Below are 14917 nucleotides of genomic sequence, written 5' to 3' on the forward strand. Positions count from 1 at the left end.
ATGATTCAAAAACTTTTAAGGCGAAAAACACTAAAAGACACACTTTACAGCGGAAATGAAACCCGTCCGCGCAGTGGATTGGTGCAGGGCGAGTCAAAATTAATGGCAACCTTCTTTGGCTTGGCGATCGCGCTAGGGATAGGATCGCTCATTACGCTCATTCTGGTTGCCAATAACCGTGCCCTTGCCACAAGAGGCAAAGTATTTGTGCAAATGGCAGATGGAACCACTCAGTTGGCACAGGAGTTTGATGTCAACTACAGACGACCGGAGATTATTAAAGAAACCGCAGTGCGGTGGATGCAGCTTGCTTTTGAGTGGGATAACCGCATTCCTGGTAATGATCAAGCAGTCGATGAAGGCATTAATTTCGACAAGTCGAACAAGCGTGTGCCAACCAAAACATATTTAGCCTCCTACTTAATGGAGCCTGGGTTTCGGCAGGAATTCCTGCGACTGATGGCATCCGAAGTCATCCCCATCGATGTCATGACCGGACGACGCAAATCAATTCTGCGTTTTTACAGCGTGTCTGACCCCAGGCAGGTGGCAAAGAACCGATGGGAGATAGACATCGTGGCAACACGAGTCGAGCGGTCAGCCACACAGGAATTGGGGGAAATCAGAGTCAACCGCACCATTACCCTGCAAGCCGTTCCAGCTATTTCCCCCGCGCTCAAAGACAGCGACCCGGAAGTATGGCGTAAAACCCTTTATGAGTTGACCCAAAACGGGCTGATGATTGTCGAAGTCAAGCCCTTAAATCTTTAGAGGAGGGGGGGGGAGTCAGATGAAGACCGATGACCAATATACCCTGATTACTTCCAGTCCTGTCTCTCAACTCGACCCAGACGACTTTGATGAGTCAGGCGACTTGTCGCTTGCGGAACGCCAACAGCTTGCGGGACTGGACGAAGAAACACAATCCCTTATTGCACCTGAGCATCGCATTGATCCAGAGGTCGTTCCGGTCAAACGCGAACTGGCACAATCTCCCGTTTCACGCACCGTATTTGTTCTAGGAACGGTTGGCGTGTTTGTCTCCTTTGGCTTAGGAATTGCGATGATTGCCGGAATTGGACGATCGCGACAGCCGCAGGTTGCAGAGACACCGCCTGCAACCGATAGCGATGTCGTTACTCCGTCAGATGCCGACCTGTATAAAGGTCGGCTGGCACTGGCAGAACAGCAAAATGATCAGCAGCAAAAACCAAATCCTGCTGCGCCCACGACCCCGCCCAAGCGACCTACCGCACCTCGGCGCACCACCGCGACTCCTGCTCGCCCTAGAGCAGTCCCAGCCGCTTCTCCAGTACGGGCACGTCCTGCCCCAATTCCCGTTGCAACCCGTCCAGCTCCACCACCCCGAACAGTCACGCCTCGTCCTGCTCCAATGCCGCAGCGCACTCAGCCGGAGGTCAATCCCTTTGATCAGTGGAATCGGCTTGCCACAATTGGCTCAGCATCCGCAGAAGTGGCAGCAAGACCTGTTGAAGAAGTGTCCTTGATTAACACGCCTGAACGTTCACCTTCGTCAATGCAGCAGACGCAAGCAAACTTTCCTTCAGATGTGATTGGGGACAGCAGCTTTAGCCAAAGCATTAACTCACCCGAACCTGAAATAGTAGGCACAGCATCTACAGAAATTGCAGACGTTTCAGAAGAAACGTCACCATCGATTCCCCAGGAGGTTCTGATTGCATCAAGCGCAGGTACAGGAAACGTTATCAGTCCTGAAACCTCTGCCCCAATTAGTGATGGAACCAGAGGCATTTTAGAGCAGCGAGAAATGGGGAATGGATTATCTCCGAACGGGAATTATCAGGTTGCACTGGGAACCTCGGCGGAGGCTGAAGTCACTGTGCCCCTTTACTGGGAACCCGGTGGAGCGGGAAGAGGCACTCCAGGGCGATTTGCCGTAACCCTGTCGCAACCTCTGATGTCCACTAATGGAGAAGTTGCGCTTCCGGCTGGAACGACCTTTATCACTGAGGCAGAAGTTAGCAGTGACCAGAGCCGTATTGTGAATCAAACGGTAGTGGCAGTGGTGTACCAGGGTGCAGACGGACAAATTCGCCAGGAACCCGTTACCCCTGGAACGATCGTGGTACGTGGGGAAAATAATGAACCGCTCATTGCCCGTCGCCACCAAAACAGCGATCTGGGTGATGACCTGTTGCTGGGTGCAGTGGGGGCACTGGGTCGAGTGGGAGAACTGATTAATCAGGGCGATGTGTTCTCGTCTAGCTCCAGTTCTGGCGGATCATCGGGTTCCTCATCCACAACGATTACTCGTCGCTCTGGTGATACCAATGTGCTTGCTGCTGCCCTGGATGGCTTTTTCAATCCCCTGGTAGAGCGAATGCAGTTCCGCGCTCAGTCGCAAGATTCAGCCCAACAAAGCACCATTCTGGAAGTGAATGAAGAGCAGCCTGTCTCAGTTTTTGTTAACGGTCTTTTGGAGGTTGCCCGATGAAACGTTTGAAGCGCAGGCAGTTCTGGTGTAGCGTTGCCCTGTTTCCCCTGCTCTTGGCGATCGCCTCCCCTGATGCAAAAGCAACCTCTGTTCCGGCTCCAGCTGAACCTATTAATCCACGGGTTCGATGGGAAACGCCAACGCCGCCAGGAACTCTGACTGAAGTTTCGCAGGCACAGGCGCAGCGGTACGCTCAAACTGTCGCCATTTATGCAGGACGTAACTCTGCAATTACGTTTCGCACCGGGGAGCGGATTCAGTTTTTGCAGGTTTCTGACCCGTCCGCGATCGTGTTCAACACCAATACACCCGTTGAAAGCGGACAGGCAACCGTTATTCTGCTACGGCTGATTCGACCGCTTCGCTTTCCAGGGCTACTGACAACTGAACGCCCGAACCTGACCGTTACCACGACCAGAGGAACCTACTTCTTCGATTTGCAGCCCGTTCACCAGGAACAGTCGCGCAATCAGCCTAGCGGAGTGGCGATTGTGCCGGGTAACTCACTTAGCTTTGCTGCCTTTGGGCAAACCACGATTGTTACGTCACGGGGACGGGCAACGGCAGAGGATATTCGTCGGGGGCTTTCGGTTGCCATTGGGCGAAACTACACCCGCCCTGATGATCCGGTGGTAACGCAGGTGCAGCGAGCAATGACCCTGATGCGTCAGGGTGCATCAATTCCTGAAATTGTTGCGACGACCTCTGCTCCAACTCTGCCGCAAGTGCTGGCAAGACTAGGGGAACTGGGAATTGAAAGCGGACAAGTCAATCCCTCTCAGTTCCCTAACGTTTCCCCCGATGCTCTTTCAAATTCTTCTTCCGCATCATGAGCAAACTCCTCATTATCGAAGCTCCGGGAAAGCTGAAAAAGCTAAAGGCGATTCTTCCCGACTGGACGATTAAAGCCAGCGGCGGACATATCCGCGAATTGGCAAAAGACAAGCAGGATGCCTTGGGGTTTCAGCTACAGGGCGATCACGTTGTTTGCCGATGGACACCGCGCAGTCCCCAAGCAAAGCAGACAATCGCGGAACTGCGAGCCGCCGTGAAAGCAGCAGACCAAGTAATCCTGGCAACGGACGAAGACCGCGAGGGCGAGACGATCGGGTGGCATCTGGCGGAGGAACTGCGGCTCAAAAACCCTCTCAGAGCAACCTACCGCGAGATTACCCCGAATGCGGTGAAAGCGGCGATCGCCAGCCCCAGACCGCTCAACCTCGATCTGGTTCATGCGGGACTGTGCCGCTCGGTGCTAGATAAGCTGGTAGGCTTCAGGGGATCTCCCCTGGTGTGGCAGCTGAACAACGGAGCGAAGTCCGTAGGGCGAGTGCAGTCGGCAACACTGCATCTGGTCGCCGAGCTAGAAACCAGAATCCGTAACTTCAAGCCACAGGACTACTGGACGGTATTCGTGCAGTACGAAGAGGGTTTTCGCGCCTTCTATCACGGCGGCGTATTTTCCCCGGCAGAAGCCGAGAAATCAGACGCAGCGATCCCTGGCGAGGAAAAGCCCGACGAGGACGCCTCGCCAGAGGCGGCAGCCCAAGGCGATCGCGTCACGTCCCAGGCAGAAGCCGATCGCCTGGTCGCATTGGCGCAATCGCAACCACACCGAGTTGTGAGTATAGAAGGCAAAACGGTCTTGAAACAGCCACCTGCACCCTTCACTACCTCCACACTTCAGCAAGCTGCCAGTGCCAAGCTGAAGATGAACCCGGAAACCACAATGGCAGTGGCGCAGAAGCTCTACGAAGGTGGCTATATCACCTACATGAGAACTGACGCGACGTTTCTGGCTCCGCCTTTTGTCCAGTCGGCGCGGGAGTGGATTGCCTTTCACGATCCCGACAATTTGCCGCCCCAGGTGGTTCAGCACAAAGCGGGGAAAAATGCCCAGGAAGCCCACGAAGCCGTGCGACCCACAAATATATGGGCAACACCTGATAAAACAGACCTGCGAGGGGCAGCGATTGAGCTTTACGACCTGATTTGGAACCGCACCCTCGCTTCACTCTGTCAGCCTGCTCAGGTACGCCTAACCAAAATCATCACCCAGTCCGGTACGGCTCAGTGGCTTGCTAAAGGTCAGGTTGTTCAGTTTGAGGGGTTTGCCCATTACTGGCGGTCATTGGGCGCAGATGCAGAACTTCCGGCTCTGCAAAACCAGGAACTACTCACTCTGGAAGAAGCAGGCAGCGTCAAGAAAAGGACACAAGCCCCCAGCCGCTACAGCGAAGCGCAGCTAGTACAGATGATGGAGCGGCGAGGCATTGGTCGCCCCAGTACCTTTGCCTCCACGATCGCCACGCTGAAAGAGCGGGAATACGTTCGCATCGTGAAAAGCAAGGTTGAGCCAACCGATCGCGGCATGGAAGTGGATCGATTCCTGGCTCAGGCAATGCCAACGCTAGTAGACACCGACTTTACCGCCGAGATGGAATCTCAGCTTGATCTAATTGCCGAGGGCAAATTGAATTGGGAAGGCTGGCTGATCGAGTGGAACCAAACACAGTTTGAACCCGCTCTGAGCAAAGCCCTTCGCATTATGCCCCAACACGCTCATGCTCATCCAACCTCTGAGGTAAGCTGCCCAAGCTGTGAAACACTCATGCAGCAAATCACGAGCGCAAAGGTTAAAAAGGGATTCTTCCTCAAGTGCCCAACCTGCGAGGACTGCGTGATGTTCTGGAACGATCGCGAGCAAGGGTGGGAGCTACCCAAGCCCAAAACGGCAGGCAAAATTACGACGATTCCCTGTCCGGTATGCCAAAAACCGATGGAGGAACACATCTACTCCAAAAACGGTGCGGAAAAGGTGATGCTGCGGTGCAGCGATGAATCAGCGCGACAAAAAAGGGATCACAAGGAAGCCGTGTATTTTCAGTCGAGCAAGGGTGGATTCTGGAGTCCGAAGTTCGGCGCGATCGATCACAGCCTGATGGGAGGGTAACATGGCAGGCTCATCACTTGGCACAAACCTGTGGACAACCCTCTCCTACACATTGGGAGGCAGAACAGGGTGGATGCTGCTGATGCTATTGGGGATATTGTTGGGACTTAAGATCATCAGTCCCAGGAGAAAAGGACTTTTGACTGCCGCAGAATGGGCAACCACCGGGGCAAAATTGAATGCAGTTCGGCTGGCACAAAAGCAGTTGAAATCGACCAAAGTAAACGATGTGTGCCTCTGGATTGGCAGTGCCTCAAGGTGGCAGCTTCAGGGCATTATGCCTATTCTGCTGACTATGACAGGCAAGCCGCCGACCGTTTATGTACCCCAGGCGAACCGATCGGTTGCAGTCGTGGGAAAACCCAATTCAGGAAAAACCTTCAGTGCGCTCAACCCAATGATCGTTAGCGCGATCGAACAGGGAATGTCGCTTGTGCTGTACGAGTACAAAGCCGATGAGCAAGGTCTAGGCGGACAAATGGCGTATTTGGCAACGCTGGCTGTGCGCTATGGCTACAAGCTCAATATCTTTGCCCCTGGAAAGCCCTACACCTGCATCATCAACCCACTCGACTTCATGGAGAATTGCGAGGACGACACCACCGCAGCAGTGCTGGCAGAAGTCTTTCACGCCAACTTGACCGGAGGCGGCAAAAAAGGCGATGAGTTCTTTGGCTCTGCCGGGAAGCGACTGATTCAAGCCCTGTTTCAATTTGCCAAAAGTACCAAGTATCCAGATTTGGCAATGGCGTTTAACGTGCTGTCGCTGCCCAAGTTGGTTGAACGGCTCGACTATGCAGCGAATCAAGGCAAGCTGCCGTACTTTGTGCGCGTGAGCTTCAGCCAGTTCATTTCTACGCTGGGTGCAGATAAAACCACATCCGGCATTCAGGCAACAGCATCAGATCTGCTGACGCGATTTATCAGTCCGACGATGCTGCCATCACTGATGGGTAAAACGAACATTTCCTCCATCCTGAACAGGAAGGAAATGATTGTGTTTCAGTCTGATATTTTCCGGCAGTCGGTCGTTAACCCTTTGCTGGCAGCGATCATCAACATCGTGATGAACAAAAACTTCTCGATCGCCCGTACCAGCCCGATTGCGTTCAGTGCAGATGAATTGCCCAGTATCTATCTGCCTAAACTACCAACTTGGGCAAACGAACACCGCTCGAAGGGATACACGGGATTGTACGGCTACCAGTCAGCAGCACAGCTTCGAGAAGGGTACGGCAAAGACGGTGCAGATATTTTGCTAGGCGGTCTTGCATCAACCTTCTGGTTTCTGCCTGCGAACCATGATGAATCTCGAATGTACCAGGAGCAGCTTGGCAATATCGAAATCAAGGTTCGCAATAAGTCTTGGAATCCAGGTAAGGGCGGTGGCACATCCTACAGTGAACAACTGCAAACCCGACCCCTGATGCTGGCAGACGAGTTTAACGGATTCGATATCGGAGAATGCGTCTTTCGCAATCCTGCCTACAAAGCGAATGGGCGAGCCAACTTGCCACAGCATTTCAAGCAGCTAACGGTTCCCAAAGCCGATATCGAGCGAGAAAAAGAGTGTGAGGAAATTTGGAAAACGGAGCTGCGGCAAAACCTGACCGAACGGGAAACCGCTCGCAGACCCAAGCTCAACCTGCTGCAACAGCTTGAGGCGCGACTGGCAGAAGCCGAACGACTGTTACCGTTGCCACCTGATGAGGAAGATGACGATTACATTTAGCTATCTCTCTTAGCGTTCACGTTCATATTCACTGAAGGATTTTTATCATGAACATTGGACTATTCACAGGAACGATTAAGAACTCTAATCTGCGTCAGACAGAAAGCGGCAAAACAGTTTGTAATGTGTGGCTTGAGATTGCTCCAGCAAGTGATCAGCAACCCTCGTTTATTTTGCCTGTTACAGCCTGGGATGAACTGGCAAGCGAACTGGGGCAGATTGGCGAGGGTATAACTGTTACGGTTGAAGGCTACGTTGAGATTGAGGAAACCGAGCGCAGTGGGGCAAAGCAGGAAATCATTACGATGACGGCAACCCGGCTGGCTCCGTTCAACACCTTAAGCTTGACGGGTCGGGCAGGCGGCAACCCCGAAGTAAGGGACGTTGAGCAAAAAGACGGCAATTTTACAAAGGTTGCTAAATTTCGGCTTGCCGTGGACCGAGGAAAATCCGATGGCGAGGCAAGCTGGTTCAATATCGAGGTGTGGGGACGCACGGCAGAAACGGTCGAAAAGTATGTCCGCAAGGGAAGTCAGATTGGTGTGACCGGAACGGTGCGAGCAGACACCTGGACAGATCGCACTACAGGCGCGAATCGCAGCAAGCAAACCCTGAAGGTTTACCGCCTGGAGCTCTTGGGCAGCAAACCACAACCCAAAGCGCCGGAAACGCCTGAAGCCGCACCTGCCCCAGTGGAGAAAGCTCCAGAAGGCAAGGGCAAGAAGCGAACCCGTACAGCAGTGTGAGGTCGATATGACGCAATATGTGTGTCCGATTTGTGGTCAGCCTTTAGAGGAAGCGTCTTATTCCAAAGATGGCACTCTCAAAACCAAGCTGATTTGCTCAGACCCGATCGCTCGCCTCAACGAAGACCATAAGCCTGTGGTCTATTACTCGTCCAGCAACGGCGGTTTTTGGAGCTTTGGGCTGAAGGCAAGACCGATCGTATTGGGAGAGCAATCAAGCCTCCCTGTTGTGGCTCCACCCGAACATAAACCTACCAAACGAAGACGGCGCGGTGGACGTGCTAGTAACCGCCAACGACAGCTTTCACTTTAACCCTTAAACCCTTTATTTCTTTAAGGGTTTATATCTTGAATCGATAAACCCCTCACCCTGATTGGAGATAGATTGATATGCCACTGATTAACAAAGAAATGGCAGCATTGATGGACGATGAGCCACAGGCAATCGAGGATGCTCAGCCTCGTTCCAAAAAGGTCATCCCCGCACTGACCCGAAGTAGAGAGCAATCTGCTGAACCTGCTCCTGAACCCATTAAGATTGCCGAGTTCAGGGAGTTTGGAAAAGGTTCAGGGGCAATGCTGTTTGGCAAGGCGGCAGAAGTCGTTGCTGATGCCCTTCGGATTGAGCAGCATACCACAAACAGCGATCGCCCTCGCCCTTATGTGAAGCTGACCGCTGAGCAGGTTGCGGCGGCGGTTCCTGTCCTGGAAGAACAGGGGTGGGAAGTTCGTCAAAAGAACGCTGAAATTACATTGCATGGTAAGAGCGCAAGTGTTCGTGGTGATGCAGCCGTCGCGATCGCCAACGAGTTTGGCTTTGCGCTGGGAGCAACCACAACGGGCATAGCGAAAGTTAAGTTTGACCAGGGGAAGCTAGAGGAAGTGATTGGCTTCCTCAAAGACCAAAAGTTTGTCGTTGAAGTAGATCAAGCGGAGCCGAGCGAAACGAATAATAAGAAGCCTGTCGTTGTCTTCCGCGAGTCGCTCGATAGCGACGACTACAAAGTGTTTGATACATCGGCAGAAAACCTGGCAAAAGCTCTGGGGAAAGAGCCGGATCGAACTCCAGGCGGACGGGCAATGATGGAAGTGACGGCAAAGGAGCGCAAACAAATCGTGCGCGACCTGGGCGATCAGCTTGATACGTCAGTGAAGCCGATGCCGGAGGCAAAGCTAACCCTGTATGCAATGGGGGGTGGCAACGTCATTGGGGCAGCAGCGACAGAAGTAGCAGCAGCATTGAACCTGGAAACAGAGTCGGTAACGCGCAAGGCAGACGGTGCAACGTTTCCAAAGGTCACTTTGAAGGAAGACCAGATCGAGGCAGCAACATCCGCTCTTGAAGGGCTATTCACAATCAAAACGGAGGAATTGGAACCGAAAGCCTTTATTAAAACAGATAAGGAGAAGCAGGAAATTGTAGTGGTCGGGGCGGCGGCTCCATTCGCGGCAACCGCAAAAGGCGTAGATCTAAGTATGGGCAATAAAAGTCCCTATGTCCGACTGCCTGAGTCAGACCTGGAATTTGTTAAATCAGTGCTGAAGGAAGCCGGATTTAATGAGTTTGATATCAGCGAGTCCAAGCCACTACAGCGATCGAGTCAGGCATCGGCTTCTAGATCTCAAAGGCAAGCAGCAGAGCCAGAACTATAGCTCAATCCATTAACAGCTATCTTCCTAAACCAGGGGGTTATCATGCCGGAATTAGAAGAACTGGATACATATTCAAACACTTTAGATCCAATCTTTGAACATCTCAACGAAATTGACAACACATACGAATTAACTGAAGCATTGAGAACCGCAGGATTTGAGTATGGATCTACGATTCCGGATCATGGAGGAGCAATTCTTTCAGAAACATGGTTTCATCCAACGCTGGGGTCTTTTGGATTCAGCTATGAATACGGATCGAACACTGTTGCAAGAGAGGAAGACTATTCCACTGAGGAGGAATTAGATTACGAAGCAATGATGGCTTATGGCGCAGAAGAGTTTGCCAGAGAAGCCGCAGCAATGGGGATGAATACAGAGGAATACGAGGAGTATTTGAACAGTAATGCCCCTTCTTCCGATGAGCCGGAGCAAGAATGGGATTACCTTGCTGATTTAGATATGCGTCGTTTCCTGGCTGAGAATGCGCCCGAAGAGTTAGCTCGGTTAGTTGCAGAAGACAGGCAGGAGAACCTGATGCAGCAGATCAAGAGCGAGGGCAGCGTTAGCTTTGAGGATGAAGCAGGCAATGTCGTTGTTGCCACGCTGGAAACAATGCCCGGACAGAGTAAGCCTGATCTGCTGGTTGCGAGCGGACAGGTGCAGATTGATCGCACGGTAGCCGTGCGTGACCCTGAAGCAAACCCGCAAAAAGTTAAGCAGGCATTTGAAAGCATGGGACTGTTGAAAGGCGACATTGCTTCCTCTCCGGCTGACCCAGAAAAAGCGGAAACAATTCGAGGTATGGCACGAGATCGAGCCGTCCGTAGCAATAGGGCAAGAAACCGAGAAAAAGAATCAGGAGGTATAGAACTTTAGCTCAGATGGTTTCTCCAGAGGTTTTTATGGACGCTTACACCTGGCTTCAATCAAACTACGCTGCGGTCGCCGAAGAACTGGAATCTGTCCGATCGCTCCCTCCTATTCCACCCGATGCGACAGAAGATGCGATCGTCGTCCTGATGAACGATGTAGAACTGCCGCCTGATGCCCAACTCGAAGCCGACTTTGTACCAGAACTGCTTACCTTCTACCTGAACAATCAGCTCATTTTCCTGAAAGCGCAGGATGAAGTATTGCTCAATCGATTGCCCGTTTAGACCCATCAGGAGCTTTGAACGATGGACATCACCCTAGAAACAGCCGTTCAGAAGTCTAACGCCCCAGGACAATTGGAGCGTATAGATTCTCATAGCCCAAAACCTGAGCAACTGTTTCGGGAAACGCTTAAAGTGACCCTGGAAGCGGCAGGCATTGACTCAGGGCAGCCTGTAAGAATTCAATTTGGGCGAGAAGTCATATTCAAGGGAACAATCGACAATCCCACGGTGAATAAGCTTAACCGCCCCTCCCTCTTGAGGGTGCTGAATACTGTCCTGGATCTTGTCAGTGAGGGCGAATCCTCTAACGAAGCTTCTGGGTCGCAGCGCGGAGTTCTCAACATTGATGTAGGAGATCGTCGCGTTGTGCGACTGGAGGGGGGACAGGTCAAAATCAACGAACTCGCTGCAGTTCGGATCGAGCAACGGGGACAGGAAAAGCTGGAGCTAATCGAGGCAGTCGATACGGTAACTGAAGCTGTTTTGGAGGGATCAGGCGATGCCCTGAAGCGGGTCGTGCAGGACATCCCTGAAGGATTTGATGCCTACCGAGAGGTGTGGCAAACCGTTAACAGGTGGGTCAGAGAAGCAATTCCCACAAATTCTGATTTACAGGCTTTTGCCCAGCAATTCCCTTCCCAGGTTGAAGCGATCGCCGGAAGGTTAATGGAACGACAATTAGCTCCTGTAGGATCTGCATTGTCTTCAGTAACAGAACTTCCAAAACAAGAGCCATTTGCTACGCCTGGTCTATTAATTCAAACTCAACTCAGTGAACTAACTGCCTCTGCCCAAACTCTATGGAGCAATCGACAGGCAAAGCAGGAGTTGCGCCAGTTTGACCAGAGACTTAATCCGCAGCCACAGAAGAACCCACTTCAGTCGATTGCTGCCAGTGCTGCAACCGTGACTGATGGCTGGACAGATAAGCTCAAGGTTCCAGCGGCGGCGATCGCGTTGAAGGAGCTTTATCGCTCGAACCTCAGTCCATCCGCGCAGCAATGGGCAAAGAAAGCACTAGAGCCATTACACAAAGCCGCAGGGCTTGTCCCTGAGAATTTGCCAGAACAAACACTGGATTTGACTTCAAAAGCAATCTCCCAGATTAGTGCGATTCCGGGAGAACTGCGAAAGCGTCAGATGGCAGATACAGTCGTCAGGCTGACGAAGACGCTGGGAACTGTACAGGACGCTGGCAAATTTATCCCAGATGCCCCAGAGGGGCGCAAGGTGGTTGGAATTGACACGGGAAATTTCAGAATTCATGTTTGCAACACCCATCAATACATTGTCAGCAATGCGATGGGCAAGGAAATCATGCGCTTCAGCCAAACGCCGCTGGGACCGAAATTTTCCTGCTGTAAACCGAACGCACTCGAGCAACGGGACTTCCTGCAAGCTCGCAAGCATCTGACCCCTGATCTTGCGAAGTATTCAGCGGAAACGATCGCGGCGAAACTGGGGAATCTAACGCCGATCGAAAAGCAGGCGGAAGCTAGAGATCAGCAGACGCAGCAGCTTGTCGATCGCATCAATCGCAGACTGGATCGATCGGTGGCTGAAGGTAGTTCTGTGGTTGAGAAAAATGGCCACCGCCTTCAGCAGCACTCTGACGGTAGCCGCACTCTGACCTCAAAAGGGATGCAGCAACCGAAGCTAATAATTCAGGCAGATGGTGAGATTAAAAGCTCACTACAGCCAGAAGATTTTGCTCGACTGAGGGCATTGCCAGAGCCGCAGAAGACCGCACACAAAACACGCAGGGAAAAGGGAGCAGAACTATGAAATCAGGACTTCGACCGGACGTTATCTCGATCCACTACAACGGGGAGGAGGTCTGCCGCTGTGAGAGAGGGCGGTGGATCGAGGTTCCCCTGCCGCCTTCATTCAATCCGGCTGTACTGCCCCACCGAGTTCAGTTTTTCTTCGATGGGCAGATGGTTTATGACCTTAACCGGGGCGTGGTGGAAAGGAACGAGTTAAGGGACTGACTCCACTAGCCAACCCAGAATTTTTGCAATGTTGATGACTGAACCTTACAAAAACTTTCCTCAACGCCCGAAGTCTGAAGCCGTGCAAGCACCCTCATTTAACAGTAAAGACCCGTCAGCACCCCGCACTAAAGTACGGGGCTTCATGCCTCCGACTTGAGTTAGCTGACCAGCCTCAGGCTTAATTGGCTACGTTTTCAAGGTCACGACACCTTAGAGTGCTTTCCAGCTTTAAGCTCTGTCGCTAACGATTAAACATCTCTACGAGGGGTATAAGAAGTGTCGTTAGCCGAACAAGCCTTGAACACATTGGCGAGGAACACATTACCCGCACTGCGGAGACTTTCAATGTCTAATCACGTTTTTGTTCTTGATACCCACAAGCGACGACTCAATCCAGTTCCTCCTGGAAAAGCACGGCTTCTCCTCGATCAGGGGAAGGCTGCTGTCTTTCGCCGCTATCCGTTCACTATCATCCTGAAAGAAGCTTACCCTGATGTTCCGGTACAAGACCTAGAACTCAAGGTAGATCCAGGTTCTAGGGTTACAGGTATTGCACTCAAGCAAGGCAACAAAGTTATCTTTGCAGCCGAACTTCAACATCGAGGACAACAGATTAAGGATGTGTTGCTGTCTCGCCGTCAGCTGCGGCGCGGTAGGCGAAATCGCAAAACTCGCTATCGGCAAGCACGATTCCTGAACCGAACTCGCCCTGTTGGTTGGCTTGCTCCTTCCTTGCAGCATCGTGTTTTGACCACGCTCACTTGGGTACGCAAATTCATGCGACTTGCGCCCATTTCGAGCATTGCTCAAGAGTTAGTCAGATTCGACCTGCAACTGATGCAAAACCCTGACATCTCAGGGGTGGAATACCAGCAAGGGGAACTCGCTGGCTACGAGTGCCGGGAATACCTGCTGAAGAAGTGGAGTCGGAAATGTGCTTATTGTGGAGCTGAAAATGCCCAGCTTGAAGTTGAGCATATTCAGCCCCGCTCTAAGGGAGGCTCAGACCGAGTATCGAACCTCACACTTGCCTGTCATCCTTGCAATCAAAGCAAGGGGAATCAGGATGTTCGAGACTTCCTGGTAGACAACCCTGATTTGCTGAACCGCATTCTCAAACAAGCAAAATCACCGCTTAAAGATGCCGCTGCGGTTAATTCAACTCGTTGGGCATTGTTTAATGCACTGAAAGAGACGGATTTGCCTGTGACGAGCGGGACAGGAGGACAAACCAAGTTCAATCGAACTCGGCTCAATTTGCCTAAAGCGCATTGGATCGATGCGGCTTGTGTGGGTCAAGTTGATTCACTTCAATTGCTGACGGCTCAGCCTTTGTTAATTGCTGCAAAAGGGCATGGCACTCGCCAAATGTGCGGTACGGACAAGTATGGATTTCCTATCCGACATCGCGCCAATCAAAAAACTTGGTTTGGATTCCAAACAGGTGACTTGGTTTGTGCTGTCGTTCTATCTGGAAAACATGCAGGCCGATGGACTGGGCGCATCAGCGTTCGCTCTAGACCAAGCTTTAAGCTTTCAGGAAAACAAGTGTTTGATGTTCATCCTAAGTACCTAGAGGTGATTCATCGTGCAGACGGTTACAGCTATGGATTTTAGGCGGCTAAAGCCGCATGAGTCAGTTTTCCTCCTTGCTCTAAAGAGCAAGGCTCCCAACCATACCAGGAGATTCTTGTGGACAACTTTGACCTTCCCTACAGCGAATATCTGAATCGAGGACGTGCCTGGTCGCCCTCCTGGACAGCCAATCGGCATGGCTTTGACTGCTGGCTTGTATTTGCGCCCCCAGGAGTAGCGGTGCTGGAGTCCCCGGAAGACTATTTCATGCTGCTATCACGGCGACTCCAGCATCAGATTGAAATTTGGCTGGATCAGTACAGCGACGAATTGCCCGTCAGCGTCGATCGCGAAGACCCGGAAGCTGTCTGGGATGGAACGCTGCAAATGGTAAGGCAATATTTTCCGCTTGAGCTATCGACCGATCAATCGGTTCGTGAAGTCGCGCAAGCGATCGCCCAAGCAACCGTGCCCCCACTTAGCAACACCCAATTTCCCGTTGAACTGCCGCTGCCGGAGCCGGACGAGGACTTTGGCGCGTGTTTGGAAGATGAATCAACTTTCAAGGGCTGGCTGATCGAAGCAAGCTGATTCTTCGCAATCCCTGTTTATTCAAAGACTTTATAAA

The 14917-nt window shown here is 52.0% G+C and carries 14 protein-coding genes; all 14 read left to right on the plus strand.

Going from position 1 to position 14917, the window contains the following annotated elements; translation table 11 throughout:
• The 14 genes from NDI45_RS23040 (at position 1) to NDI45_RS23105 (ending at position 14880) form a co-directional block, all read left to right on the plus strand.
• A complete protein-coding gene (locus tag NDI45_RS23040) occupies positions 1 to 771 on the plus strand; it encodes a hypothetical protein (protein WP_348249008.1) in 771 nt (256 codons plus the stop codon).
• Positions 772 to 790: 19 nt separating this feature from the next.
• On the plus strand, positions 791 to 2476 hold the full coding sequence (locus NDI45_RS23045) for a hypothetical protein (protein ID WP_348249010.1): 1686 nt from the start codon (positions 791 to 793) through the stop codon (positions 2474 to 2476).
• Positions 2473 to 3309: a hypothetical protein gene (locus tag NDI45_RS23050; protein WP_348249012.1), complete on the plus strand. Its 837-nt coding sequence runs from the start codon at positions 2473 to 2475 to the stop codon at positions 3307 to 3309. Before NDI45_RS23045 ends, NDI45_RS23050 begins: the two co-directional genes overlap by 4 nt.
• Positions 3306 to 5429, plus strand: coding sequence for a type I DNA topoisomerase (topA, locus tag NDI45_RS23055; protein ID WP_348249014.1), 2124 nt, complete (start codon positions 3306 to 3308; stop codon positions 5427 to 5429). Before NDI45_RS23050 ends, topA begins: the two co-directional genes overlap by 4 nt.
• A 1-nt stretch (position 5430) precedes the next feature.
• Positions 5431 to 7161: a TraM recognition domain-containing protein gene (locus tag NDI45_RS23060; RefSeq protein ID WP_348249016.1), complete on the plus strand. Its 1731-nt coding sequence runs from the start codon at positions 5431 to 5433 to the stop codon at positions 7159 to 7161.
• 47 nt (positions 7162 to 7208) lie between these two features.
• Positions 7209 to 7907 carry a single-stranded DNA-binding protein gene (ssb, locus tag NDI45_RS23065; RefSeq protein ID WP_348249018.1) on the plus strand — a complete coding sequence of 233 codons (699 nt, stop codon included), beginning with the start codon at positions 7209 to 7211 and terminating at the stop codon, positions 7905 to 7907.
• 7 nt (positions 7908 to 7914) lie between these two features.
• Positions 7915 to 8220, plus strand: coding sequence for a hypothetical protein (locus tag NDI45_RS23070; RefSeq protein WP_348249020.1), 306 nt, complete (start codon positions 7915 to 7917; stop codon positions 8218 to 8220).
• A gap of 77 nt (positions 8221 to 8297) precedes the next feature.
• Positions 8298 to 9560: a hypothetical protein gene (locus NDI45_RS23075; protein WP_348249022.1), complete on the plus strand. Its 1263-nt coding sequence runs from the start codon at positions 8298 to 8300 to the stop codon at positions 9558 to 9560.
• A 42-nt stretch (positions 9561 to 9602) separates the two neighbouring features.
• Positions 9603 to 10439 (plus strand): hypothetical protein, encoded by an 837-nt coding sequence (locus NDI45_RS23080; RefSeq protein ID WP_348249024.1) that lies wholly within the window; start codon positions 9603 to 9605, stop codon positions 10437 to 10439.
• Positions 10440 to 10465: 26 nt separating this feature from the next.
• Positions 10466 to 10720: a hypothetical protein gene (locus tag NDI45_RS23085; protein ID WP_348249026.1), complete on the plus strand. Its 255-nt coding sequence runs from the start codon at positions 10466 to 10468 to the stop codon at positions 10718 to 10720.
• A 21-nt stretch (positions 10721 to 10741) separates the two neighbouring features.
• Positions 10742 to 12505 (plus strand): hypothetical protein, encoded by a 1764-nt coding sequence (locus NDI45_RS23090; protein WP_348249028.1) that lies wholly within the window; start codon positions 10742 to 10744, stop codon positions 12503 to 12505.
• Entirely contained in the window at positions 12502 to 12711 is a 210-nt protein-coding gene (locus NDI45_RS23095) for a hypothetical protein (RefSeq protein WP_348249030.1), read from the plus strand. Before NDI45_RS23090 ends, NDI45_RS23095 begins: the two co-directional genes overlap by 4 nt.
• A 348-nt stretch (positions 12712 to 13059) precedes the next feature.
• Positions 13060 to 14331, plus strand: a complete 1272-nt coding sequence (iscB, locus tag NDI45_RS23100) for an RNA-guided endonuclease IscB (RefSeq protein ID WP_348249032.1) — start codon at positions 13060 to 13062, stop codon at positions 14329 to 14331.
• A 75-nt stretch (positions 14332 to 14406) separates the two neighbouring features.
• Positions 14407 to 14880 carry a hypothetical protein gene (locus NDI45_RS23105; RefSeq protein WP_348249034.1) on the plus strand — a complete coding sequence of 158 codons (474 nt, stop codon included), beginning with the start codon at positions 14407 to 14409 and terminating at the stop codon, positions 14878 to 14880.
• The last annotated feature ends 37 nt before the right edge of the window (positions 14881 to 14917 follow it).

The organism is Leptolyngbya sp. GB1-A1 (assembly GCF_039962475.1).
GTDB lineage: Bacteria > Cyanobacteriota > Cyanobacteriia > Elainellales > Elainellaceae > Leptolyngbya_A.